This is a genomic window from Cohnella sp. SGD-V74, from assembly GCF_003001675.1.
GTDB lineage: Bacteria > Bacillota > Bacilli > Paenibacillales > Paenibacillaceae > Cohnella.
The window spans coordinates 48,040-69,886 of sequence record NZ_PVYW01000002.1 but is presented as its reverse complement, the minus strand read 5'-3'; the positions used below and the strand labels follow the sequence as shown (position 1 = coordinate 69,886).

The following is a 21,847-nucleotide window of genomic DNA, read 5'->3' as shown; positions in this document are numbered from 1 at the left end:
ATACAATTACGGGCATAAACGACAGGATGGAGTATTTCGTTAATCCTGGAAGCGGAAGTGTTGACGTCTCTTATCTTACAGAGTGGACAACGTACGATCCCTTAAATCCCCCGGATTTGAGCGAGGAAAAAACGGTGTTCGTGCGCTTAAAGGAAGACACGGCAACAGACACGTTGGCATCCTTCCCGGCGAAGCTGCTGTTCCATCGGGCTCCGCCGCAGCCGGGAGCGCCAAATGTAACGAGTAACGACATGTTAAACCTTATTATGGGCACAGAATTCTATACGGATTATCTGGGGCAGACACTGGAATATTCGACGGATGACGGCGAGACGTGGACTGCCTACGATAAAGCAAATCCGCAGACCTTTGACGGAGCACAGACGGTGCAGGTGAGAATAGCGGAAGATCCGGTTACAGGAGCACCGGCAGGATTGGCCAAAACGATTTGGTTCACTCCGAATCCGCCTCCACCGGCAGCGCCGACCAACTTTTCGGTCGATGATACCGAGAATGTGATCGAGATGTCAGGATCGGGCTTAACAAAATATGAATATTCGACGGATGCCGGAGGGACATGGACACCGTACGAACAGTGGAGTTATCCGCGGCCGACCTTTAGCGGAAATCAGACGGTACTGGTGCGCGTAGTGGCAGATCCGGTAACGGGAACGCCGCCAGGATTGACAACTGCGCTAACGTTTACGGAGAATCCGGAAGCGCCGGGCGTAACGGCGAACGATGATACGAACCTGCTTGAGGGCGCGGACGACACGATGGAGTATTCAACGAATAATGGTAATACGTGGAGGCTTTATAATTCGGCGAATCCCCCAATTTTTAACGGATTTGTTTATGTAATGGTACGTGTTGCGGCGGCAAATGGAGTGCCCGCAGGTGCGTCGAAGGGAGTATCGTTTTCGGAGCCGCCGGCTGCACCGAACGTAACAGCGAATGACGAGACGAACATGATTGTGGGCGCGAACGGCTCAATGGAATACTCAACGGATGGCGGCGAGACCTGGACATTCTATGAGGAGTGGGACCCGCCGACCTTTAGCGGAACACAGACGGTGCAGGTGCGTGTATGGCCGGATGGTGCGGTTAAGACGCTGTATTTTACACCTGAAAACGGTGGGGGCAGCGCAACTGTACCGGACGCTCCGACGGGAGTGGCCGCCGTTGCCGGAAACGGCCAGGCAACGGTAAGTTTTACGCCGCCGCTGAGCGACGGAGGCAGTCCGATTACCGGATACAAGGTTATCTCCCAGCCGGGAGGGCTAATGGCAACAGGAACGACCAGTCCGATCACGATTACAGGCTTAACGAACGGAACGGCGTATACGTTCAAGGTCGTTGCCGCGAACAGCGTTGGAGACTCTCCGGAATCGGCGGCCTCGACAAGCGTTACGCCGACTGCGCCAATCGGATCGCCCGGTTCGCCGACAAATGTGACTGCTGTCGCCGGAAACGGTCAAGCAACGATCAGCTTTACGCCGCCGGCAACCGACGGAGGCAATCCAATTACGGGGTATATCATCACGTCTCAACCGGAAGGATTGACGGCAACGGGGACGACCAGTCCGATTACCGTTACAGGACTGACGAATGGTACGACGTACACCTTTACCGTTGTCGCCGTGAACGGCGTCGGAAATTCTCCGCAGTCGGCACCTTCGGCAAGCGTTACGCCTTTGGCGCCGCCGGATGCGCCGACAGGAGTGACTGCCGTCGCCGGCAATGGAGAAGCGACGGTCAGCTTTACGCCTCCGGCGAACAACGGGGGCAGCGCGATTACAGGCTACAAGGTTATCTCCGAACCGGGAGGAATAACGGCAACGGGGACAACCGGCCCGATTACAGTTACAGGTTTGACGAACGACACGCCCTACACGTTCAAGGTCGTTGCGACGAACAGCGTTGGGGATTCCCCTGAATCGACGCCGTCGACAAGCGTTACTCCGACAGCGCCGGCCGGGTCCCCGGCAGCGCCGACGAATGTGGCTGCCGCCGCCGGGAACGGACAAGCGACGATCAGCTTTACTCCGCCGGTTGATGACGGGGGCAATCCGATCACGGGATACATCGTTACATCCCAGCCCGGAGGATTAACGGCGACCGGAGCGTCCAGCCCAATCACAATTACGGGCTTGACCAACGGCACGAGCTATACGTTCACGGTGAAGGCGATTAACGCAGCGGGCAGCAGTGCGGCTTCGACCGCATCTTCCGCCGTCGTTCCGAGCGCTCCGACCGGCGGCAACGGAGGCAACTCGGGCGGCGATTCCGGCGGCAACGGCGGAGCTGGAGGAGGAACAACTTCGTCCGGCAGCTCGAACGAAGAGGCCGTTATCGTGCTGGTGAACGGCAAGGAGGAAAGCGCCGGAACGGCTACGACCGGCAAGCGCAACGACCAAACTCTCCTTACAATAGCCGTTGACCAGAAGAAGCTGGACGACAAGCTGGCCGCCGAAGGTCAAGGCGCTGTCGTGACGATTCCGGTCAAAACGAAATCGGACGTCATCATTGGCGAACTGAACGGCCAAATGATCAAAAACATGGAGAACAAGGAAGCGGTTCTCGTTCTCCAAACAGACAACGCAACCTATACGATCCCGGCTCACGAAATCAACATCGACGCCATCTTCTCGCAGCTCGGCAAGCCGGCCAATCTGGCGGACATCAAAGTGCGGATTGAAATATCCGCCTCTGCGGCAGAGACGGTCAAGCTTGCGGAGAACGCGGCGGAGAAAGGGACGTTCTCGCTCGTTATGCCGCCGCTCGAGTTCAATATTACAGCGGTCTACGGCAGCCAAACGACTACCGTAACGAAGTTTAATGCGTACGTCGAGAGAACGGTCGCCATTCCGGACGGAATCGACCCGAACAAGATTACGACGGGCGTCGTGATCGAGGCGGACGGTTCGGTGCGTCATGTGCCGACACAGGTGACCAAGAACGGCGCGAGATATTTTGCCAAGATCAACAGCTTGACCAACAGCACGTACGCCGTCGTCTGGAATCCGATTGAGTTCAGCGACGTCGCGAAGCACTGGGCGAAGTCCGCAGTGAATGACATGGGCTCGCGGATGGTCATCGACGGAACGGGAGGCGGCAAGTTCACTCCGAATCGGGACATTACCCGCGCCGAGTTCGCAGCCATTCTCGTACGCGGACTGGGGCTTAAGCCGGAAAACGGCCCTACGGCCTTCTCCGATGTAAAAGCATCGGACTGGTATAGCGGCGTAATCAACACGGCGTATGCGTATCAACTGATTGACGGCTTCCAAGACGGCACCTTCCGTCCGCAAGACAAAATCACCCGCGAACAAGCGATGCTGATTCTGTCCAAAGCGATGGTGCTCACCGGATTGGCAGATACATTGTCGGCCAAATCTGCAGACGCGGTGCTGCATCCTTTCGGAGATGCGGCCAAGGTAGCCAAATGGGCGCAGAATGGCGTTTCGAGCAGCGTAGACGCCGGCATCGTAACAGGCAGAAGCGCGGATACGCTTGCCCCTAAGGCCAACATGACCCGCGCGGAGGTTGCGGCGATCGTTCAGAGGCTGCTGCAAAAGTCGGAGCTGATCGAAATGAAGTAAGTTGAAGATGCGGTAAAGGTTTAGGGGAGAAGCGAGGGACGTACTTTGGTCAGCCGGGTAGATGACTTGAGGTACGTCCCTTCGTGCGCCAAGCCTTTTTAATTCAATTTGTATGTGCAGCATGCAACGGCCTCATCCAGCTCTTCCCTCCGCTTCTGCGGTAAGCACCTTGTAGAGAATTTTCAATATTTATTTGATTTTAACGATAACCTTGCCTTTGGCCCTGCCGCTTTCCAGATATTGAAACGCTTGTCCGGCCTCTTGCAAAGAATACACTTTATCGACAATCGGTTTAATGCGGCCTTCTTCAATCCATTCCTTCAAAATGTTTAATTGCGCTCCGCTCGGTTTCATGAACAGGAAATGGTATTTCGTTCGGGTCTTCTTCTCAAGAGCTGTGAGCTTGCGGCTAACGAGCGACAAAATTGCGGTCTTCATCCAGCCTAACTTTTCCTCTTTTCCGAATCTGGCGTTCGGCATGCCGGAGATCGATACGATCTGCCCGCCCGGCTTCAGGACGCGGAACGACTTTTCCAAGGCGGCTCCTCCTAAAGTATCGTAAACGGCGTCGTAATCGGCAAGCTTATCTTCAAAGTTTTCCTCGCGATAATTCACGATCAGATCGGCGCCCAGCGATTTGACCAGGTCGTAACCTTTTTCGCTTGCGGTCGTAGCGACGTAAGCTCCCATCAGCTTGGCCATCTGAATGGCGAAGGTGCCTACGCCTCCCGCGCCTGCGTGAATCAATATTTTTTGACCTCTCTGCAGGTCTAAAATATCGGAAAAAGCTTGGTAAGTCGTCAGTCCGACGAGCGGGATCGAGGCCGCTTCTTCGAAGCTCAGATTGCGCGGTTTCAGCGCAATATCATCCTCGTGAACGGCGATAAATTCCGCCAGCGTGCCGATGCGGGTTTTGCGGGGTCTCCCGTACACTTCATCCCCGGGCTTGAAGGCACTCACCCGTTCGCCGACTTTCACGACAACTCCGGAGAAGTCATTGCCCAAGATGAGAGGAAACTTGTAATTCAGCAGAAGTTTGACTTTCCCTTCCTTAATCTTAAAGTCGATCGGATTTAAGCTGGCTGCATGAATTTCCACGAGCACGTCCTGTTCTCCGATCTCGGGCATCGGTTGCTCCGTCATATTCAGCGGGACATGTTTTCCGTATTTCTCAATGGTTATGGCCTTCATAATATAATCACTCCTGTTTGGATTATTGGTTTAAACTGATCGACCAATCGTATAAAAAAATAAGGTGCTCTACGCGATTCGCCTTAAACGTGCCGGCAAGTTACCGAGATCCGTCGCACTCGGCTTCGACGGCGGCAATTAACGTTTTGAGCCGTTCAAGCGGTTGGCGGACGGTCAATACGTAATAATTTTCGACGCCTTTTTTCTCGGAGGTAATGAAACCGGACTGCTTCAGCACCTTCAAATGATGGGAGACGGCCGGTCTGGACAAATCGATATGGCTTGCGATCGCATTAACGTGAAGTCCCGATTTGTTCTGCGCCAGCAGCATAATAATCGCTTGACGGTTTCCATCCGTCAGCACTTCCAGCAGTGGGATGCACTCTTTGAATTGCTGCAAAATTTGCTCGGTGTTTTCGCTCATGCGCTCCATCCTTTCGTTCATTCGTTTAATCTTTTAAACCTAATTATAATCATCCGTTCGATAAAATCAAATGTAAGCCCTTATTCGCTGGACGAAAGGGGCTGTTCCATAAGCAGAGTTGCTGAGAAGATCGATAGACAAAGAAGGGGGATGTACCTCCTGGAGAATGCCTCATACGCTTCTGAAACCACCTTATCACGGGTTTACCCATTCAGGTTTCAGGAGCGTATAGCATCGGAAGGAGGTACATCCCCCTTGCACCTTGTTCATCGATTATCTTTCACAGCAACTTAAAGTGCTTATGGAACAGCCCCGTCATTTCTACGAAATAAACTCTTGGACCCAGACGCCGTTGTAATAAGCGACGCCGATCGTCGTGAAGTTGGCGCTGAGAATGTTCGCGCGGTGGCCCGGGCTGTTCATCCAGGCGTTCATGACCTCTTGCGGAGTGCGCTGGCCTTTGGCGATATTTTCTCCCGCGTAACGATAATTGATTCCGTATTTCTTCATCATATCGAACGGCGAACCGTAAGTCGGCGAGTTGTGGTCGAAGTAGCCGTTGTTGTACATGTCCTTCGCTTTGTCCAGCGCCATCTTCGTCAGCGCGGCGTTCGTGGACGCGAGCGGCTTCAGGCCCGCTTTCGCACGTTCCTGGTTAACGAGCGTGACGACCTGCGTCGCGAACGCCGAGTTGGAAACTTCGGAGCCGGAGTTGCCGGTATTACCGCTGCCCGTGTTGCCGTTGTTTCCGGTGCTAGGCTTAGAAGGCTGGGAAGGCTTGCCTGGTTTCGTAACCTGGCCGCTTCCCGAATTGCCGCCGCCCGTGGACGGTTTGGATACGACGGGAGCTTGACCTTGCATGATTTGCTGGAGCAGCGAATTGAGATCTATGCCGAACCGGCTGGCGATTTGCGACAGCTGGTCTTGCGTAATCGCGTTGCTTGCAGGGGCCGCGGACACGGCTCCGGCTCCCGCGGGAACGGAGATCGCGAGCGCCAACGTACCGAGCATCAGAGACTTCTTCAAACCTTTAGCGTTGAACTTCTTCATGAAACGTGATTCCTCCCTTGGCTTGGAATATCTCAAAGTCTATCAGCCCGTATTGGCGAAAACATGCCATAAAATCTGCCATCCCGAATTATGAGAATGACGGATCTAGGCGAGCCAAGGCGTCGGAGTCCAAAATAATATTCTTCTCATAATGCCGATTGGTAGAGTCGCAACCGTAGAAAGCCGGTTCGTTCGTCCGGCTCGGTCTTTGCATGTTCGGGCGCACCCCGATATAATTAGGACAATAATGAGGAAATGGGGTAGCGCCGTGCCGTCATTGGACGAATTCGGACGCATCCGACTCTGGACGGAAGGCCGCCAGACGGCCGATTTTCTGGCTCGTTCCGGCGTTGTGCTCGGCATCGGAGACGATGCGGCGATCGTGGCGGGCGAAGGACCTGGCCGGGAATGGCTTGTCGCCGCGGATACGATGGTCGAGCAGGTTCACTTCCTCGACGCGACGATGGGGGAGGCCGACGTCGGCTACAAGGCGCTGGCGGCCAACGTCAGCGACATTGCCGCCATGGGCGGCGAGCCGAAGTTCGCTCTCGTGTCCGTCTGCGTGCCTCCGGCTTGGAGCGAGGAACGGATGCGGCGCTTGTACGACGGGTTGTACGAATGCGCCGAACACTACGGAGTGGCCGTTATCGGCGGGGATACGACTTCCGCTCCGCAAGATCTTGTCGTAGCCGTTACGGTTATCGGCGCGGTCGAAGCCGGACGGGCGATCCGCCGCTCCGGGGCGAGGCCGGGCCAGGCGGTATTTCTGACCGGCCCGACGGGCTTGTCGGCCGCAGGTTTGCACGCCTTGCAGCGGATTGCCGCGGCGGAGGGAGCGAAGCGCGACAGGTTGGCCGCACTGCTTCCGCCAAGGCTCGCGCAGGCCCATCGCCGTCCCGTTCCGTCGGTGAAGGCCGGACGGATTTTGGCAGAGACGGGTTGGGGTACCTCCTTGAACGACGTCAGCGACGGCGTGGCGAGCGAGGCTTGGGAGCTTGCCGAGGCATCGGGCGTTCGGCTGGTGCTGAAGGAGAAGCTGCTGCCCTTGTCAGGTGGACTGTCCGCGTATGCGGGGGACAACGGATTGCGCGCGACAGACTTGGCACTGTTCGGAGGCGAGGACTACGTGCTGCTCGGAACAGCGGACAAGAGCTGCGAGCAGGAGCTGCGCGAGCGATTGCGGGCGGAGGGCATTCCGCTGTTCGTGGTCGGAGAGGTCGAAGAAGGCCCGCCGGGCGTGGAACTGGAAGAAGCTGATACAGGACTGCGCAAGCCGCTGGCCAAGCGGGGATACAATCATTTTGCCGAAGGGGCCGTGTGAATCATGCATTCGAATCGGACGGGAGACCCGTCGAACCGGTACGAGCTGGAGGCCGCCAACGAGCAGGCTACGGGGGCTTTCGCGAAGGCGCTGGCCGAGCTGGCGTTTCCGGGGGCGGTGCTGGCGATGGACGGGGACCTGGGCGCGGGGAAAACGCATTTCGCCAAAGCCTACGCGGCAGCGCTCGGCGTGGCTGGCATCGTGAACAGCCCGACTTTTACGATTATTAAAGAATACGAGGGGACGAAGCTTCCTTTCTATCATATGGACGTCTACCGGCTGTCGTTGGAGGAAGCGGACGAGCTGGGGCTGGACGAATATTTTCACGGGAACGGCGTAACGTTGGTGGAGTGGGCTTCGATCATCGAGCCGATTTTGCCGCCCGAGCGGTTGCATCTTCGTCTGGAGACGACGGGACCCGAGTCCAGGAGAATCGTCTGCCGGCCTGTCGGGGAGCGCTACGATGCTTGGTGCGCCGAGCTGGGACTCCGTCAGGCGGAAGAGGGGGAACATACAGCATGAAAATAGACGAGGAACTGATCGAGGACAGCGGCTCCGTAACGGTGCTCGCCTTCGACACGTCGACCGCCGCTTTCTCCGCCGCCCTGGTGAGGGATGGCTCGCGGATCGATTCCGTCGCTTCCTTCGCCGAGCGCAATCATTCGGTACGCATTTTGTCGGAGATCAAGGAGCTGCTGGAGCGCAACGGAATGAAGGGGGAGCAGATCGACGCCATCGTCGTGGGCCAAGGACCGGGCTCGTATACGGGGGTGCGCATTGCGGTTACGGCCGCGAAGACGCTTGCTTGGGCGTGGAACAAGCCGCTGATCGGCGTGTCTACGCTTGAAGCGCTCGCTCTCGGCGCATGGCTTAAGCTCAGGACGGAGAATGAGGATCTGGCCGACGACCGGGACATCTGGATCGTGCCGATTCTGGACGCAAGGAGGGGTCAAGTGTATACTTCGCGGTATGCGGCGGACCATTCCGGCGGTTGGCGGACGGTCGATTCCGACGCCATCCGGCTGATCACCGATTGGGCGGAACTGATCGAGGACGAGGGCACCGAGGATGCGCAGGTCGCGGCGATCTGGTTCATCGGCGACACCCCGCTCCATCAAGCCGCGATCGAGGCTGCGGAGCAGTCTGGCACGCGGCTGCGGATGCTGGCCTGGGACATGGACGCAACCGCGCTGGGGCTGCTCGGAGAGCTGAAGTTCCGTCTGGGAGAACGGCATGACGTGCATTCGTTCGTCCCGAACTATACGCAGTTGGCCGAAGCGGAAGCGAAGCTGCTGGCGGCTTCGCGGGGAGAGTGACGAGATGGAATACCGGCTGATGAACCTGGACGACATCGCGGCGATCGTGGAGATCGAGCAGGAAGCTTTTACAGCGCCGTGGACGGCCGAAGCGTTCCGCAACGAACTGACGAACAATCTGTTCGCCAAATATATGGTGATGGAGCTGGACGGGGATGTCGCCGGCTACGGCGGGATGTGGCTCATTATCGACGAGGCGCACGTCACGAACATTGCGCTGCGGGCCAAGTATCAGGGACGCGGATACGGCAAAGCGCTGCTGCGCGAGCTGATGAAGACGGCCCGCTACCTCGGAGCCCGGCGCATGACGCTGGAGGTGCGCGTGTCCAACGACAGAGCCCAGTCGCTCTATCGGAAAATGGGCTTCACCCCGTCCGGCGTACGCCCGAACTACTACTCGGACAATATGGAGGACGCGCTCATCATGTGGGCGGATCTGAATCCTGAAAATATAGGCGAATCGGAAACGGCCGGAGCGTTGGAAGGAGGAGAGGCATGAGCGGACAAGCGAACGAAGCGCCGTCTGAGAGCGGCAGTCTGCTGCTGGCTATCGAGACGAGCTGCGACGAGACGTCCGTAGCCGTCGTGCGGGGCGGCAGGGAAGTGCTGTCGAACGTCGTCTCCAGCCAGATCGATACGCACCGGCAGTTCGGCGGCGTCGTGCCGGAGATCGCTTCGCGCAAGCACGTCGAGACGATGACGATCATTATCGAGGAAGCGGTGCGGGAGGCGGGCGTCAGCCTCACGGACATCGACGCGGTAGCGGTGACGCAAGGCCCCGGCTTGATCGGCGCGCTGCTTGTCGGCGTCGTCGCGGCGAAAAGCCTGGCGCTGGCGCTGGACGTGCCGCTGATCGGGACGCATCATATCGCAGGACATATTTACGCCAATTCTCTCGTCGGCGACATTATATATCCGTCCATTGCGCTTGTCGTATCCGGAGGGCATACGGAGATCGTGCTGCTGGAGGCGGAGGGGAAGTTCCGCATCATCGGCAGGACGCGCGACGACGCGGTCGGCGAAGCGTACGACAAAGTCGCCAGAGCGCTGAAGTTCCCGTATCCGGGAGGACCTCACGTGGACAAGCTGGCCCAGGAGGCGACCGAAGAAGTCGTGCTGCCGCGCTCGTGGCTGGAGCCGGACTCGTACGATTTCAGCTTCAGCGGGCTGAAGTCCGCCGTGCTGGCGGAAATCAACCGCTCGCGGATGAAGGGAGAAGCGCCGGACTTCTCGGCGCTGGCCAGAGGGTTCCAGCAGTCGGTCATCGACGTCGTGACCGGCAAAGCGATTCGCGCGGCGAAGGAGTTCGGCGCCCGGCAGATGATGCTCTGCGGCGGCGTCGCCGCGAACCGCGGCCTGCGCGAGCGGCTGGCCGCGCTGTGCGAGGAGGCTGGCGTGCCGCTGCTCATCCCGCCGAACAAGCTGTGCACGGACAACGCGGCGATGATCGCCGCCGCCGCCGACCTGAAATGGCGGCGCGGGCAATTCTCGTCGCTCGATCTGAAAGCCGAAGCGGTCATGTCCCTGGAGGACTGGTCCGTATGACGCGCCATCCTCGGCAATCGTTCTTCTTCCTTGCAGGAAGGCGATTGCCGGGGTGGCGTTTTTTTCTTTTTCGGGAGGAGATGAGCAAGAGCGGTCAAAACGGAGGGGAGAACGGCCCGTACAATAAAGTCAGAAGGGGGGATTGACGAATGGCGCATACGGACGAGAAGGCGGACGTGCTGAAGGTGGTCGGATGGATCGAAGAGCGATTGGCGGAGAATATCGCTTTGGAGGATGCGGCCCGGCTGGTGGCGGTGTCGAAGTATCATTTTCACCGTGTCTTTCACGCCCATATCGGCATGCCGTTCGCGGAATACGTTCGGCAGCGCAGACTGGCGAATGCGGCGGGAGAGCTTGTTGTCACTGATCGCCGCATTCTGGACATCGCGTTCGATTACGCGTTCGAGTCGCAGGCGGCGTTCGCGAGGGCATTCAAGCGGACTTACCGGATGTCTCCGGGACAGTATCGACGCTTTTTCGGAACGTTCATGGACAAAGGTAGAAATCAATCGGAGGAGGATACGGATATGAAACAGACAGAACAAGCGAGCGGGCCGAACGGGTGGGTTTTGGCGGGCTCCGACCCGGGGGATTACGACATCGGAACGGATGTGACGACGGCGCACCGCGGCAGGGCTTCGGGCAGGCTGCAGTCCAGATCCGAACAGGCGCAAGGCTTCGCAACAATGATGCAGAGCTTCCGGGCGGAGCTGTACCGGGGCAGGCGTTACGAGCTGTCCGCATTCATTCGGAACGAGGAGGTGGCGAGCTGGTGCGGCTTGTGGATGCGCGTGGACGGGAAAAACGAAGACATGCTGCAGTTCGACAACATGGCCGATCGCCCGATCTCGGGGAGCGGCGGTTGGAGCAAATACAGCGTCGTGCTGGACGTTCCGGAGGAGAGCGAGTCGATCTCGTTCGGCGTGCTGCTTGCCGGCGCGGGCAAGGTGTGGATCGACAGCGTCAGATTCGAAGAGGTGTCGCTGAACGTGCCCAGCACCAATATGGAGGAGCCGGTCGTGCTTCCGGATCGTCCGATCAACCTGGACTTTGAGGACATAGCCGGTCCGCCGGAGCTTTAACTTGCCAACCGAAAATATCGATGCTCGCTTGTTGACAGCCGGGTTCCGGCAAGCATATAATAAATTTCAATCCTGGATGACAGGAACATAATTGGAACAAACGCGATGAAAGGGAACAGTAAGGTCATCCCCGACGATCAGAGAGCTGCGGGACGGTGCAACGCAGCGGAAGGGAACCTGAAGCTCGCCCCGGAGCGGATTAGCGGAATATGCGAACCTTGCGTTCGGATGAGTACGCTTGTACGGCTAACCCCCGTGACCGGGTCCCAAGCGGATATTTCCGTCGGCATTGCCCGGCGAACAGGGAATATCAACAAGAGTGGTACCGCGGAAGGCTGACAACAAGCCCGCCGTCTCTTATCGGAGACGACGGGCTTTTTATATTTGAGGAACGCAAGGAACGGGAGCAGTAGGTTTGACCTCGGGCGCAGAGAGCTGCGGGACGGTGCGACGCAGCCGAAGAGGGAACCGAACTCGCCCGGGAGCGGAGCGTTGGAGGGAGCCGATCAAGATCGGTCGGCTTCGGTACATCGCTACGGCTGGCCCCCGATATCGGGCGCTCGCGGAAGCCGATCGACCGAACGGCCGGCATTCGCGACGCAAGTGGAAGGAACGTTCGTCCGTCGGAAGACGAACCCCTTCAAGCGGAGTGGTACCGCGGCGGCCCCAATCAGGCCCGTCGTCTCTGAGCCTAAGAGACGACGGGCTTCTTTGCGCTTCTGCGGAAGCCTCGGGCAGCGCGCGCCCGCGAACGCCCGTCGCTCTCTCGGATTTTAATTCCGGACATCCCGAAAACGGGATGAAAATCTTAGGAGGCGAATGATAATGAGCAAACAAACGAGCGAAGCTAAAATGGACAGGAACGTGCAGGCGGCGGACAAAAGGCGGATTCGCATTTTCGACACGACGCTGAGAGACGGCGAGCAGGCGCCCGGCGCATCGATGAAGCCCGAGCAGAAAATCGTCATTGCCCGCCAGTTGGCCCGGTTGGGAGTCGACGTCATCGAGCCCGGCTTTCCGATCTCGAGCCCCGGAGAGTTCGAGGCGATCCGCCGGATTTCGCAGGAGCTTCAGAACGTGGAAATTTGCGGCTTCGCGCGCTGCGTGAAGGCCGACATCGATTCCGCCGTCGCGGCGACGACGGACGCGGCTAGACGCCGCCTTCATCTGTTCATCTCGTCCTCGCAAATCCATCTGGATTATCAGCTGCGCAAGTCGCAGGACGAAGTCGTCGAGATGATTCGCTCCATGGTTTCTTACGGCAAGCAGTTCGTCGACGAGATCGAGTTTTCTCCGATGGACGCATCCCGTTCCAGCGAAGAGTTTCTGTACCGCGTCGTCGAGACGGCGATCGGAGCGGGCGCGACGATCATCAACATCCCCGACACGATGGGGTATGCGCTGCCCGAGGAGTTCGGCCCGCTCTTTACTCGCATTCGCGAGAACGTTCGCGGCGGGGACCGAGTCGCGTACAGCGCCCACTGCCACAACGATCTGGGGCTGGCTGTCGCCAACAGTCTGGCCGCGATTCGCCACGGCGCGAGTCAGGTCGAAGTGAGCGTTAACGGCGTAGGAGAGCGTGCGGGCAACTGTGCGCTTGAGGAACTGGTCATGGCGATCGAAACGAGGGGAGAGGCGATGGGCGTCGAGACCGGCATCCGGACCGAGCATATCTACGAGACTTCGCGCCTCGTCAGCCGCACGATGCATTTTCCGATTTCGTACAACAAACCGATCGTCGGCCGCAACGCGTTCCAGCACGAATCGGGCATCCATCAGGACGGTCTGCTGAAAAACCGCAACACGTACGAGATCATGGACCCCGAAGCGATGGGCATTCCCCGCAGCATGATCATTCTCGGCAAGCACTCCGGCCGCCATGCGATCCGACACCGGGTAGCGGACTTCGGAATCCGGCTCGACGACGAGGAGATGGAGGATCTGTACGCGCGGTTCAAGGAGAAGGCCGACGAGCTGAAGAGCGTTACGGACGACACGCTGATGCAACTGGTCGGCGAATCAACGGATTCGGTTGTCCAACCTTACTCGCTGGTCGACTTGCAGGTGCTGGCGGGATCGAACCGTTCGCGGATCGCGTCTGTGACGATTCGCCGCTCGTCCGACGGGACGGAGCGGACGTACACGGGCGCCGGGGAAGGGCCGCTCGAGGCGGTCATTCAATGCATTCGCGAAGCGATGCCCGTGGATGCGGCGTTCGAAGATTTGGAACTGCACTCGCTGTCGACCGGGGAGGACGCTTCCGGCGAAGCGGTCGTGACGGTCATCGGCGACGGCAAGCGGAGCGTAGGCACCGCGATCCATCGGGACATTATTTTGGCCGCGGCCAACGCTTACGTGGCGGCGGTGAACGGCGTCATCCTCGCGAGAAGAAGGAAGGATGAGAGGGCGGAAGCGGCCGGAGAGTAAGGCGGATCGGATCGGTTCGGTTCGGGTGGATTGGGGGACGGGGGAGTAGGAAACGATTCAGAAGCGATGTAAACAAAATAATGTCGGAGCTTTGTAGGCCGACAGCGTCGGGTTAGAGCAGGAAACGGCGGCGCGATGGAGCTGCAGCCCGATTTGGCCGGGCTGCAGCGGGAAAATTGGAGGTGGCGAGGTTGCAACCCGACGGGAACGGGCTGCAGCGGCGGCCAAGTGAGCAGTCGAACTCCAACCCGACGGGATCGGGCTGCAAGCGGCGGCCAAGCGAGCAGTCGAACTCCAACCGGACGGGATCGGCTTCGAGTTGGATCACATTTTGAATCGCGCCGCGTCAAGCCTCCCCTTCATATGGATCGATCGTGCGGATGGAGCCGTCGTCCTCGTACACAAGCTCGGCGTACTTCACGCACCGCTTGTTGTCGGCTCCGCCGGACAAAGTGCTGTCGTGGTAGAAGAAGTACCACTTATCTTTGAATCGGACGATGGAGTGATGGGTCGTCCAGCCGACGACGGGCTTCAGAATCTGTCCCCGGTAGACGTATGGCCCCAGGGGGTTGTCGCTTGTAGCGTATACGATGCGGTGTGTCGTGCCCGTCGAATAGGACAGATAATAGAGGCCGTTGTGCTTATGAACCCACGGGCCTTCGAAGTATCTTCTGTCCTCGTCGCCGGCTTGCACCGGATGGCCCTCTTCGTCCAGGATGGCGACTTCCCGGGGAGCTTCTTTGAACGTCAGCAGATCCTCGCTCAGCCCGGCAACCCGCGGTCCGAGAGCGGGCTCTGAACCGGACGGCCCTGCAGCGTCGGGCTGGAACGCGCCGGTCTGCCATTTTTCCAGCTGTCCCCCCCATAACCCTCCGAAGAAGATATACGCCCGCTCGTCCTCGTCGACGAACACGGCAGGGTCGATGCTGAAGCTGCCCGGAATAGGCTGCAGCTCCGCCTTGAACGGTCCGTACGGCGTCTTCGAGGTCGCTGCTCCGATTCTAAAAATATCGTCCTGGTCCCTCGCCGGGAAAAACAAATAATACGTTCCGTTGCGGTAAGCGGCGTCCGGGGCCCAGAGCTGCTTCTTCGCCCACGGGATATCCCGCAGATGAAGCGCTTCCCCATGGTCGGTGCAGGAAGACAGCTCCTCGTCCAGCGACAGGACGCGGTAATCCTCCATATCGTATTGGTCCCCGTTGTCGTTCGATTCGTTCGCATGATCGAGATCGTGGGACGGATAAACGTAAATTTTACCTTCGAAAACGTGGGCGGAAGGATCGGCGGTGTACATGTGCGTGACCAGCGGCTCGCGGGGCTTTGTCATCTCTCGTTCTCCTCCTGTGCGGATTTCCCGAATGGGCGTTATCCTCCTAATCTTATCAGAAGGGCATTCGCTGGAAACTTAAGAAACCTTAGAGGTTAGCCGAGAAAATAAAGAGGTTTTGACGCGAATGTTCGGCGCAATAAAGCTTGTCAGATGGCGTACGTTCGTGGTATGATCTTATTTGTGTCTAAGACACGATTACTATAGTGTGGAGCCGTGGTGTAGAGGCCTAACATGCCTGCCTGTCACGCAGGAGACCGCGGGTTCGAATCCCGTCGGCTCCGCCATGATTTTTCTACATAAGCAACGTGCATCGAGCAGAGCGTACTCTGCTCTTTTTTGTATCTACCGAGGAGGTGCGGCTATGATCCGTCGCGGAAGATTCGCGCCTACGCCCTCTGGGCTGCTGCATATCGGCAACGCGTTCGCCGCTTTGTCCGCATGGCTGCAGATGAGGCAGTGCGGCGGGACGATCGCGCTGAGAATGGAGGATATCGACAAGGCTCGTTCTCGCGCTTCGTTCGCCGAGCAGATTCTGGACGACCTGCAGTGGCTCGGCCTCGACTGGGACGAAGGTCCGCGGGAAGGCGGTCTGCACGCGCCGTATGTGCAGAGCGCTCGCGAGCCGCTCTACGAAGAGGCGCTGGAGAGGCTTCAGGAGGCAGGGCGTCTTTACCCGTGCTACTGCAGCAGAAGCGATCTGGCGACGCTGGCCAGCGCGCCTCACGGATTGGCGAGCGAGGGTGCCGCTTATCCGGGATTTTGCCGAGCATTGACCGACGAAGAGCGGATGGCTAAAGGCGCGCTGAAGTCGCCTTCGCAGCGCTTCGTGATGCCCGCGGGCGCAATCGACTTTTCCGACGGGTGGATGGGGCCGCAGTCGTTCGACGGTTCCGCCCTCGGAGATTTCGTCGTCAAACGCGCGGACGGCATGTTCAGCTACCAGCTGGCGGTCGTCGTCGACGATGCCGCCATGGGGATTACCGACGTGCTGCGCGGGGCGGATCTGCTCGACTCCACGCCCAGACAGCTCGCGCTGTACGACGTGCTGGGCTTGCGGGCGCCGGGGTTCTCCCACATTCCCCTACTGGCCGACGAGACCGGAGCCCGCCTGTCCAAGCGCGACAAGTCGCTGACGCTGGCGTCGCTAAGGGAGAACGGCGCTGCGCCCGAGCGTCTGCTCGGTCTGCTGGCCGCTATGGCGGGGTGGATCGACCGCCCGGAACCGGTCGGCGTTCGGGAACTGATCCCGCTGTTCGAGCCGGTTAGCGGAGAACGACTCGTTTTCGGGGACGACTTGCGAGAGTGGTTGTTGGAGCAATAAGAACGGGGAGCTATCGCGTTTATTCCGAGCGCGGTGGCTTTTTTCATTGGCGCATAAGCCGGGAATAAACCAATGTGGACAAACTTATCCACACCGCATGTGTATAATGTGGGTAAACTCCCAAAAGCGTTGGGGGACAAGAGGTTGCTCGCCGCTGAAAATGGGATTAGTTTTTCACAGCTTTTTTGTGGATAGTGTGGATAAAGGGGATAAAACAGCAGGGAAATGCTCCCGCAACGCCGATTCCGGACAAAAAGGCTTGCGTCCCAACCGATTGAAAGTTATCAGAATATTAACAACCCTCTGAAAGGTGTCCGCAGCCTGTGTATAACCATGTGCATAACGTGGACGACGACTGATCGCCCGGCGAAGTATCCGCTGCACGACCGAAAGAGGCGCGAATCTTCTCGAACGTACCGAGAAAATTCGCGCCCTTGTTAATCTTCCATCAGCGACTCCCAAACCTGATAAACCTCGTCCAGCTCCGCTCGCTTTTTCTCCGCTTCGGCCTGCGTCTCTCTGAGCAGTACGTAATCGATCGCCATCTCGGGAGAAGCCATCTGCTCCTCAAGCTCGGCGATCTCGCCTTCCAGCCGGGCAATGTCGGCTTCCGCTTGCTCGCGCTTGCGGGCGCGCGCCCGATCTTCCCGCTTGGCCTGCTTCTCGGCCTCGTAGCTCGTAACGGCAGGCTCGGACGGCGTCGCGGCGCTGTCGCGATTTGTCGCCTCCCACTCCTCCATTTGTTGTTTCTTGGCGACCATTTCGTCATAATTTCCCAGGAAATGCTCTGCTCCGTCCGCGGACATCTCCACGACCCGATCGGCGATCCGATTCAGGAAATAACGGTCGTGCGAGACGAAGACGAGCGTGCCGTCGTATTCTTCCAGCGCGGCTTCCAATACTTCGCGGCTCATCAGGTCGAGGTGGTTGGTCGGCTCGTCGAGCAGCATGACGTTCGCCTTCAGCAGCATCAGCTTCGACAGCGCCACGCGGGCTTTCTCCCCTCCGCTGAGCGAACTGACCTTCTTGCGCACGTCTTCGCCGCTGAACAGGAAGTTGCCGAGCACGGTGCGGATCTCCGCCTCCGGAAGATGCGGATACGCGCTCCACACTTCCTCCAGCACGGTGTTGGCCGGGTTCAAATTGCGCTGCTCCTGATCGTAATAGCCGAGCGAAATGCCGACGCCCCATTCGATCGCTCCGTCCCGCAGCGACAGCTGGTCCGTCAGCGCGCGGAGCAGAGTCGTCTTGCCGACTCCGTTGGGGCCGAGCAGGGCGACGCGCTCCCCGCGCTTCACCTCGAACGAGACGTTGCGGAACAGCGGCGCCATCTCTTGGTTGGGAGCGGCGGAGCAGCGAATGACCCGCAGCACTTCCTTGCCGCTGCGCCGCTCGGTTGTGAACGAGAAGCTCGCCTGCCTGAGCGTGCTGGGCTTCTCCAGCCGTTCGATCCGCTCGAGCGCGTTGCGCCGGCTCTGGGCGCGCCTTGTCGTCGAAGCCCTTACGATGTTCCGCTGAATGAAATCCTCCATCCGGGAAATTTCCTTGCGCTGCTGCTCGTACAGCTTCAACTGCTGGGAGAACGCCGCGGCCTTCAAATCCATGAATCGGCTGTAGTTGCCCGTGTATCTCGTCGCCTGGTGCCGCTCGATCTCGACGACGGACGTCACCGTCGCATCGAGAAAATAGCGGTCGTGAGAGACGATGACCATCGCGCCGGCATAGGACCTTAAGTATTGCTCCAGCCAGGTCAGCGTCTGAATGTCGAGATGGTTGGTCGGCTCGTCGAGCAGCAGCAGCTCGGGCTGGACGAGCAGCAGCCGCGCCAGCGCCAGCCGGGTTCGCTGTCCCCCGCTGAGCGAGGCGACCTCGGTATCCGGCGCGAAGTCTCCGAAGCCCATGCCGTGCAGAATGCTGCGAATGCGGTTGTTCATCTCGTATCCGCCGTTCTCGCGGAACTTCTCGCTGACGTCCGCATACTGGGCGAGCAGAGCTTCGTAGCGCTGCTCATTGTCCAGCTCCCGCGGATCGGCGATGCGCGCTTCCAGCTCCTGCAGCGCTTTCTCCTGATCGAGCAAGGGACCGAAGGCGGAGTTCATTTCTTCCTGAATCGTGCGGTGCCCCTGCAAACCGCCGTTTTGCGCCAAATATCCGATTTTAAGCTCCCTCGGCTTCGATACCGAGCCGGTATCGGGAACGATCTCGCCCGCCAGAACGCGAAGAAAGGTAGATTTGCCCGCGCCGTTCACGCCGACGAGGCCGATGCGGTCGCGCTCGTTGATCTGCAGGGAGATGCCTTCCAGTACGGGAGCCGCGCCATAATGTTTCGTAATGCCAGATGCTTGAAGAAGCAAGAGGAATCCCTCCGACAAGTTCTTTTCGGTGCTACTTTCCAAGTGTACCGTAAAGTCGCGGGAAAAGTCCAAGCGTTATCCTTTGGCGAAAATAGACATTCAGTGCTAAAATGAAAATAAAGTTTTCATGGATTATCGAAGGCAGGGTTCCGTTCATGGGAAATAGAGAGGCCGAAGCGCTCAAGGCGCAGTGGCGCAGGCGGATGGCGGACGTTCGGGACGGACTGCCCGCGGACGAGCGGGAGCGCATGTCCGCTGGGCTGTGCGCCTTGCTGGAGCGCGAAGCGCTGTCTCCGCTAAGGAGGGAGCTCGGCCGCTCGCTCGGCTTGTGCGCTTATGCTCCGTTTCGTTCAGAGGCGTCCCCGCTGCCGCTTGTCTCCGATTGCCTGAGCCAAGGCGACCGGGTATACGCGCCGCGAATGAGGCCGGACGGGGACGGGCTGGAGCTGCGCGAGATTCGCGGTCCGTCGGACTGGATTCCCGGGAAGTGGGGAGTGCCGGAGCCCGATCCCGCGCGCGCTTCTTTAATAGAAGCATCCGATTCGCTCGACGTTGTGCTCGTTCCCGGAATGGCGTTCAACGGAGCGGGAGGAAGGCTTGGATACGGCGGAGGCTACTACGATCGGCTGTACGCCGAGAGACGGGGCGAGGCGCGGGGCAGAACGCTGTGGATCGGATTTGCCTTCTCCGCGCAAGTCGTCGAGGCCGACCTGCCGTCGGAAGCTCACGATCTCAAGCTGGACGGGCTGGCGACGGACGAAGGCATGACATGGTTCGATAAGGGGGATTCGGAATGGAACGCACGGATGAGCCGCTGACGCATTTTAACGATCAGGGCAGAGCCCGAATGGTGGACGTCTCCGGCAAAGCCGACACCGTCCGAGTCGCGGTGGCGGAAGGACACGTCAAGATGGCGCCCGAGACGCTGCGCAGAATTCGCGAACGCTCGGTCGCCAAGGGAGACGTGCTCGCCGTCGCGCAGATTGCGGGCATTCAAGCGGCCAAGCGGACATCCGACTGGATTCCGATGTGCCATCCGCTTCCGCTGACGGGAGTGGACATCCGCTTCGCGGACGACGGAGCGGAGACGCTGACGATTACGGCGGAAGTGAAAACAACCGGCAAAACCGGCGTGGAGATGGAGGCTTTGACCGCCGTCTCCGCGGCCGCGTTGACCGTGTACGATATGTGCAAGGCGCTGCAGAAGGACATGGTCATCGGTTCCGTGGCGCTGCTCAGCAAGACGGGCGGCAAAAGCGGCGACTACGTTCGTTCGGCGGAATAAACAGACGGGATTCGTACTCATGGGACGGAGGGATGGAGCCATGCGTTGGAAGGTGGCCTTGCTAACGGCTAGCGACAAAGGCGCGAGAGGGGAACGGGAGGACACGAGCGCCCAGGTCATTCGCGAGTTGATCGAGGAAGAGCTGCTCGGAGATATCGTCGACTACCGGATCGTTCCGGACGAGCAGGACGAAATCCGCGCGGCGCTGATCGAGATGGCCGATTATTTTCAGGCGGATTTGATTTTGACGACGGGAGGCACCGGGCTGGCTTACCGCGACGTTACGCCGGAAGCGACGCTAAGGGTGGCGGAGCGTCTCGTGCCCGGCATTCCCGAGGCGATGCGCGCGACCGTATCCCAGCGCTCGCGTCACGGCGTTCTGTTCCGCGGCGTGTGCGCGATTCGCGGCCGCACGCTGATCCTGAACCTTCCGGGGGATCCGAAAGGCGTTCACGAGCATTTGATGGCCGTGATGGATCTGCTGCCGGAGGCGCTCGACCAGGTCAAGGGAATGCGGGGAGGGCGGGAACAATGACGCCGTCGGAAAGCCGCAGCGACGGAACGACGATGATCGGCTCGTCGAGGCTGAGAGAAGTTAAAGTCGAGGATGCCGTCGGGACGGTGCTGGCCCACGACTTGACGCAGATCGTTCCCGGGCAATTCAAAGGCAGGCTCTTCCGCAAAGGGCACGTCGTGACGCCGGAGGACTTGCCGCGGCTCAAAGACATCGGCAAGGAGCATCTGTATACGATCGAGCTCGCCGATGCGGACTTGCACGAGGACGATGCGGCGTTGCGTATGGCGCAGGCGCTGAGCGGCGACAACGTCGAATTCGGGGAGCCCGCGGAAGGCAAAGTCAGCCTGAAATCGACCGTGCGCGGGCTGGTCTCCGTCCCGCGCGAAGTCGTGGACGAGATCAACCGGCTGGGCGACATCGCGCTCGCGACCGTCGTCGATCGCCGCGTAGTGGGGCCGGGAGAGGCGCTGGCGGCGACGAGGGCCATTCCGCTGATCCTTCCGAAAGCCAAGGTCGAAGAGGTCGAGAGAATCGCACGGAACTACCGTTCCGAACGCGGAGCCGCTCCGATCAGCGTGCGCCCTTTCCGCCGGATGACGGCGGGACTGCTGACGACGGGCAGCGAGGTGTATTCCGGCCGCATTCAAGACAAGTTCGGCCCCGCGGTCTCGGCCAAGCTCGCGGAATTCGGCTCGGAAGTCGCGGAGCAGAGGTTCGCGCCGGACGACCGTCATACAATTGTCAATGAAATTCACTATTTAAGGAAACAAGGGTATGATATGATACTGGTAACTGGCGGCATGTCGGTGGATCCCGACGACCGCACGCCGGGAGCGATTGCCGAAGCCGGAGCCGACATCGTCAGCTACGGAACGCCGATGCTTCCGGGCTCGATGCTGCTGTTCGGTTATATGCAAGGCGTGCCGATCTTCGGATTGCCCGGATGCGTCATGCACGACCCTTACACTTCATTCGACGTTTTATTATCCAGAGTATTGGCTGGAGATACGATAGTAAGAGAGGATATCGCCAGCATGGGATACGGCGGTCTTCACCGCTGCTGAGTATTCCGTACGCCGCAT

At 59.3% G+C, this 21,847-nt stretch carries 19 protein-coding genes, 1 tRNA gene and 1 other annotated feature; of the genes, 15 read left to right on the top strand and 5 right to left on the bottom strand.

Features of this window, described 5'->3' with window-relative positions; genetic code table 11:
- Positions 1-134 precede the first annotated feature (134 nt).
- On the top strand, positions 135-3,602 hold the full coding sequence (locus B0G52_RS03055; RefSeq protein ID WP_233162321.1) for a DUF4073 domain-containing protein: 3,468 nt from the start codon (positions 135-137) through the stop codon (positions 3,600-3,602).
- A gap of 189 nt (positions 3,603-3,791) precedes the next feature.
- Here the strand turns inward: B0G52_RS03055 and B0G52_RS03050 are convergent, their stop codons facing one another.
- The 3 genes from B0G52_RS03050 to B0G52_RS03040 form a co-directional block, all read right to left on the bottom strand.
- Positions 3,792-4,793, bottom strand: a complete 1,002-nt coding sequence (locus tag B0G52_RS03050; RefSeq protein WP_094042054.1) for an NADP-dependent oxidoreductase — start codon at positions 4,791-4,793, stop codon at positions 3,792-3,794.
- Between the two features lie 100 nt (positions 4,794-4,893).
- On the bottom strand, positions 4,894-5,217 hold the full coding sequence (locus B0G52_RS03045; RefSeq protein WP_094042393.1) for an ArsR/SmtB family transcription factor: 324 nt from the start codon (positions 5,215-5,217) through the stop codon (positions 4,894-4,896).
- A 321-nt stretch (positions 5,218-5,538) separates the two neighbouring features.
- Complete coding sequence (locus B0G52_RS03040) at positions 5,539-6,267, bottom strand: CAP domain-containing protein (protein WP_106359394.1); 729 nt, start codon at positions 6,265-6,267, stop codon at positions 5,539-5,541.
- Positions 6,268-6,535: 268 nt separating this feature from the next.
- Between B0G52_RS03040 and thiL the strand changes: the two genes are divergently transcribed.
- The 8 genes from thiL (at position 6,536) to B0G52_RS35510 (ending at position 14,293) form a co-directional block, all read left to right on the top strand.
- Positions 6,536-7,588 (top strand): thiamine-phosphate kinase, encoded by a 1,053-nt coding sequence (gene thiL / locus B0G52_RS03035; RefSeq protein WP_233162319.1) that lies wholly within the window; start codon positions 6,536-6,538, stop codon positions 7,586-7,588.
- 3 nt (positions 7,589-7,591) lie between these two features.
- Entirely contained in the window at positions 7,592-8,110 is a 519-nt protein-coding gene (gene tsaE / locus B0G52_RS03030; protein WP_094042052.1) for a tRNA (adenosine(37)-N6)-threonylcarbamoyltransferase complex ATPase subunit type 1 TsaE, read from the top strand.
- Positions 8,107-8,904, top strand: coding sequence for a tRNA (adenosine(37)-N6)-threonylcarbamoyltransferase complex dimerization subunit type 1 TsaB (gene tsaB, locus B0G52_RS03025; RefSeq protein ID WP_094042051.1), 798 nt, complete (start codon positions 8,107-8,109; stop codon positions 8,902-8,904). Before tsaE ends, tsaB begins: the two co-directional genes overlap by 4 nt.
- A 4-nt stretch (positions 8,905-8,908) precedes the next feature.
- A complete protein-coding gene (rimI, locus tag B0G52_RS03020; RefSeq protein ID WP_233162318.1) occupies positions 8,909-9,403 on the top strand; it encodes a ribosomal protein S18-alanine N-acetyltransferase in 495 nt (164 codons plus the stop codon).
- Complete coding sequence (gene tsaD / locus B0G52_RS03015) at positions 9,400-10,449, top strand: tRNA (adenosine(37)-N6)-threonylcarbamoyltransferase complex transferase subunit TsaD (protein ID WP_094042049.1); 1,050 nt, start codon at positions 9,400-9,402, stop codon at positions 10,447-10,449. Before rimI ends, tsaD begins: the two co-directional genes overlap by 4 nt.
- A 149-nt stretch (positions 10,450-10,598) precedes the next feature.
- Positions 10,599-11,531, top strand: coding sequence for a helix-turn-helix transcriptional regulator (locus tag B0G52_RS03010; protein ID WP_094042048.1), 933 nt, complete (start codon positions 10,599-10,601; stop codon positions 11,529-11,531).
- Positions 11,532-11,627: 96 nt separating this feature from the next.
- Positions 11,628-11,892 (top strand) — a binding site (T-box leader).
- A 464-nt stretch (positions 11,893-12,356) separates the two neighbouring features.
- Positions 12,357-13,958 carry a 2-isopropylmalate synthase gene (locus B0G52_RS03005; protein WP_233162317.1) on the top strand — a complete coding sequence of 534 codons (1,602 nt, stop codon included), beginning with the start codon at positions 12,357-12,359 and terminating at the stop codon, positions 13,956-13,958.
- Between the two features lie 182 nt (positions 13,959-14,140).
- Positions 14,141-14,293 carry a hypothetical protein gene (locus tag B0G52_RS35510; RefSeq protein WP_158223556.1) on the top strand — a complete coding sequence of 51 codons (153 nt, stop codon included), beginning with the start codon at positions 14,141-14,143 and terminating at the stop codon, positions 14,291-14,293.
- 11 nt (positions 14,294-14,304) lie between these two features.
- Here B0G52_RS35510 and B0G52_RS03000 read toward each other — a convergent pair whose 3' ends face one another.
- Entirely contained in the window at positions 14,305-15,285 is a 981-nt protein-coding gene (locus tag B0G52_RS03000; protein ID WP_094042047.1) for a glycoside hydrolase family 43 protein, read from the bottom strand.
- Between the two features lie 210 nt (positions 15,286-15,495).
- On the opposite strand from B0G52_RS03000, the gene B0G52_RS02995 reads away from it, so the two are divergent.
- Together B0G52_RS02995 and gluQRS are read left to right on the top strand one after the other, a co-directional pair.
- Positions 15,496-15,572: transfer RNA gene (locus B0G52_RS02995), tRNA-Asp, on the top strand.
- Positions 15,573-15,649: 77 nt separating this feature from the next.
- Entirely contained in the window at positions 15,650-16,609 is a 960-nt protein-coding gene (gene gluQRS / locus B0G52_RS02990) for a tRNA glutamyl-Q(34) synthetase GluQRS (protein WP_369827003.1), read from the top strand.
- A 437-nt stretch (positions 16,610-17,046) separates the two neighbouring features.
- Here the strand turns inward: gluQRS and B0G52_RS02985 are convergent, their stop codons facing one another.
- Positions 17,047-18,963 (bottom strand): ABC-F family ATP-binding cassette domain-containing protein, encoded by a 1,917-nt coding sequence (locus B0G52_RS02985; RefSeq protein ID WP_094042046.1) that lies wholly within the window; start codon positions 18,961-18,963, stop codon positions 17,047-17,049.
- A 155-nt stretch (positions 18,964-19,118) separates the two neighbouring features.
- Here B0G52_RS02985 and B0G52_RS02980 point away from each other — a divergent pair, with 155 nt between their 5' ends.
- The 4 genes from B0G52_RS02980 to B0G52_RS02965 are packed head-to-tail and all read left to right on the top strand — an operon-like array spanning position 19,119 to position 21,829.
- The gene (locus tag B0G52_RS02980; RefSeq protein WP_158223555.1) at positions 19,119-19,781 is read left to right on the top strand and encodes a 5-formyltetrahydrofolate cyclo-ligase; all 663 of its coding nucleotides are present in this window, start codon (positions 19,119-19,121) and stop codon (positions 19,779-19,781) included.
- On the top strand, positions 19,757-20,248 hold the full coding sequence (gene moaC / locus B0G52_RS02975) for a cyclic pyranopterin monophosphate synthase MoaC (protein ID WP_094042044.1): 492 nt from the start codon (positions 19,757-19,759) through the stop codon (positions 20,246-20,248). The genes B0G52_RS02980 and moaC overlap by 25 nt, the downstream gene beginning before the upstream one ends.
- 40 nt (positions 20,249-20,288) lie before the next feature.
- Complete coding sequence (locus B0G52_RS02970) at positions 20,289-20,783, top strand: MogA/MoaB family molybdenum cofactor biosynthesis protein (protein WP_094042043.1); 495 nt, start codon at positions 20,289-20,291, stop codon at positions 20,781-20,783.
- Positions 20,780-21,829, top strand: a complete 1,050-nt coding sequence (locus tag B0G52_RS02965; RefSeq protein WP_233162315.1) for a molybdopterin-binding protein — start codon at positions 20,780-20,782, stop codon at positions 21,827-21,829. The genes B0G52_RS02970 and B0G52_RS02965 overlap by 4 nt, the downstream gene beginning before the upstream one ends.
- Positions 21,830-21,847: the final 18 nt, after the last annotated feature.

Bases quoted from the DNA above. Each gene is read 5' to 3' on its own strand.
- rimI (WP_233162318.1), top strand. From the start codon at position 8,909: ATGGAATACCGGCTGATGAACCTGGACGACATCGCGGCGATCGTGGAG.
- B0G52_RS03005 (WP_233162317.1), top strand. From the start codon at position 12,357: ATGAGCAAACAAACGAGCGAAGCTAAAATGGACAGGAACGTGCAGGCG.
- B0G52_RS03000 (WP_094042047.1), bottom strand. From the start codon at position 15,285: ATGACAAAGCCCCGCGAGCCGCTGGTCACGCACATGTACACCGCCGAT.
- B0G52_RS03050 (WP_094042054.1), bottom strand. From the start codon at position 4,793: ATGAAGGCCATAACCATTGAGAAATACGGAAAACATGTCCCGCTGAAT.
- tsaB (WP_094042051.1), top strand. From the start codon at position 8,107: ATGAAAATAGACGAGGAACTGATCGAGGACAGCGGCTCCGTAACGGTG.
- tsaD (WP_094042049.1), top strand. From the start codon at position 9,400: ATGAGCGGACAAGCGAACGAAGCGCCGTCTGAGAGCGGCAGTCTGCTG.
- B0G52_RS03010 (WP_094042048.1), top strand. From the start codon at position 10,599: ATGGCGCATACGGACGAGAAGGCGGACGTGCTGAAGGTGGTCGGATGG.
- gluQRS (WP_369827003.1), top strand. From the start codon at position 15,650: ATGATCCGTCGCGGAAGATTCGCGCCTACGCCCTCTGGGCTGCTGCAT.
- moaC (WP_094042044.1), top strand. From the start codon at position 19,757: ATGGAACGCACGGATGAGCCGCTGACGCATTTTAACGATCAGGGCAGA.
- B0G52_RS02970 (WP_094042043.1), top strand. From the start codon at position 20,289: ATGCGTTGGAAGGTGGCCTTGCTAACGGCTAGCGACAAAGGCGCGAGA.
- B0G52_RS03040 (WP_106359394.1), bottom strand. From the start codon at position 6,267: ATGAAGAAGTTCAACGCTAAAGGTTTGAAGAAGTCTCTGATGCTCGGT.
- tsaE (WP_094042052.1), top strand. From the start codon at position 7,592: ATGCATTCGAATCGGACGGGAGACCCGTCGAACCGGTACGAGCTGGAG.
- B0G52_RS03045 (WP_094042393.1), bottom strand. From the start codon at position 5,217: ATGAGCGAAAACACCGAGCAAATTTTGCAGCAATTCAAAGAGTGCATC.
- B0G52_RS02965 (WP_233162315.1), top strand. From the start codon at position 20,780: ATGACGCCGTCGGAAAGCCGCAGCGACGGAACGACGATGATCGGCTCG.
- B0G52_RS02980 (WP_158223555.1), top strand. From the start codon at position 19,119: ATGGGAAATAGAGAGGCCGAAGCGCTCAAGGCGCAGTGGCGCAGGCGG.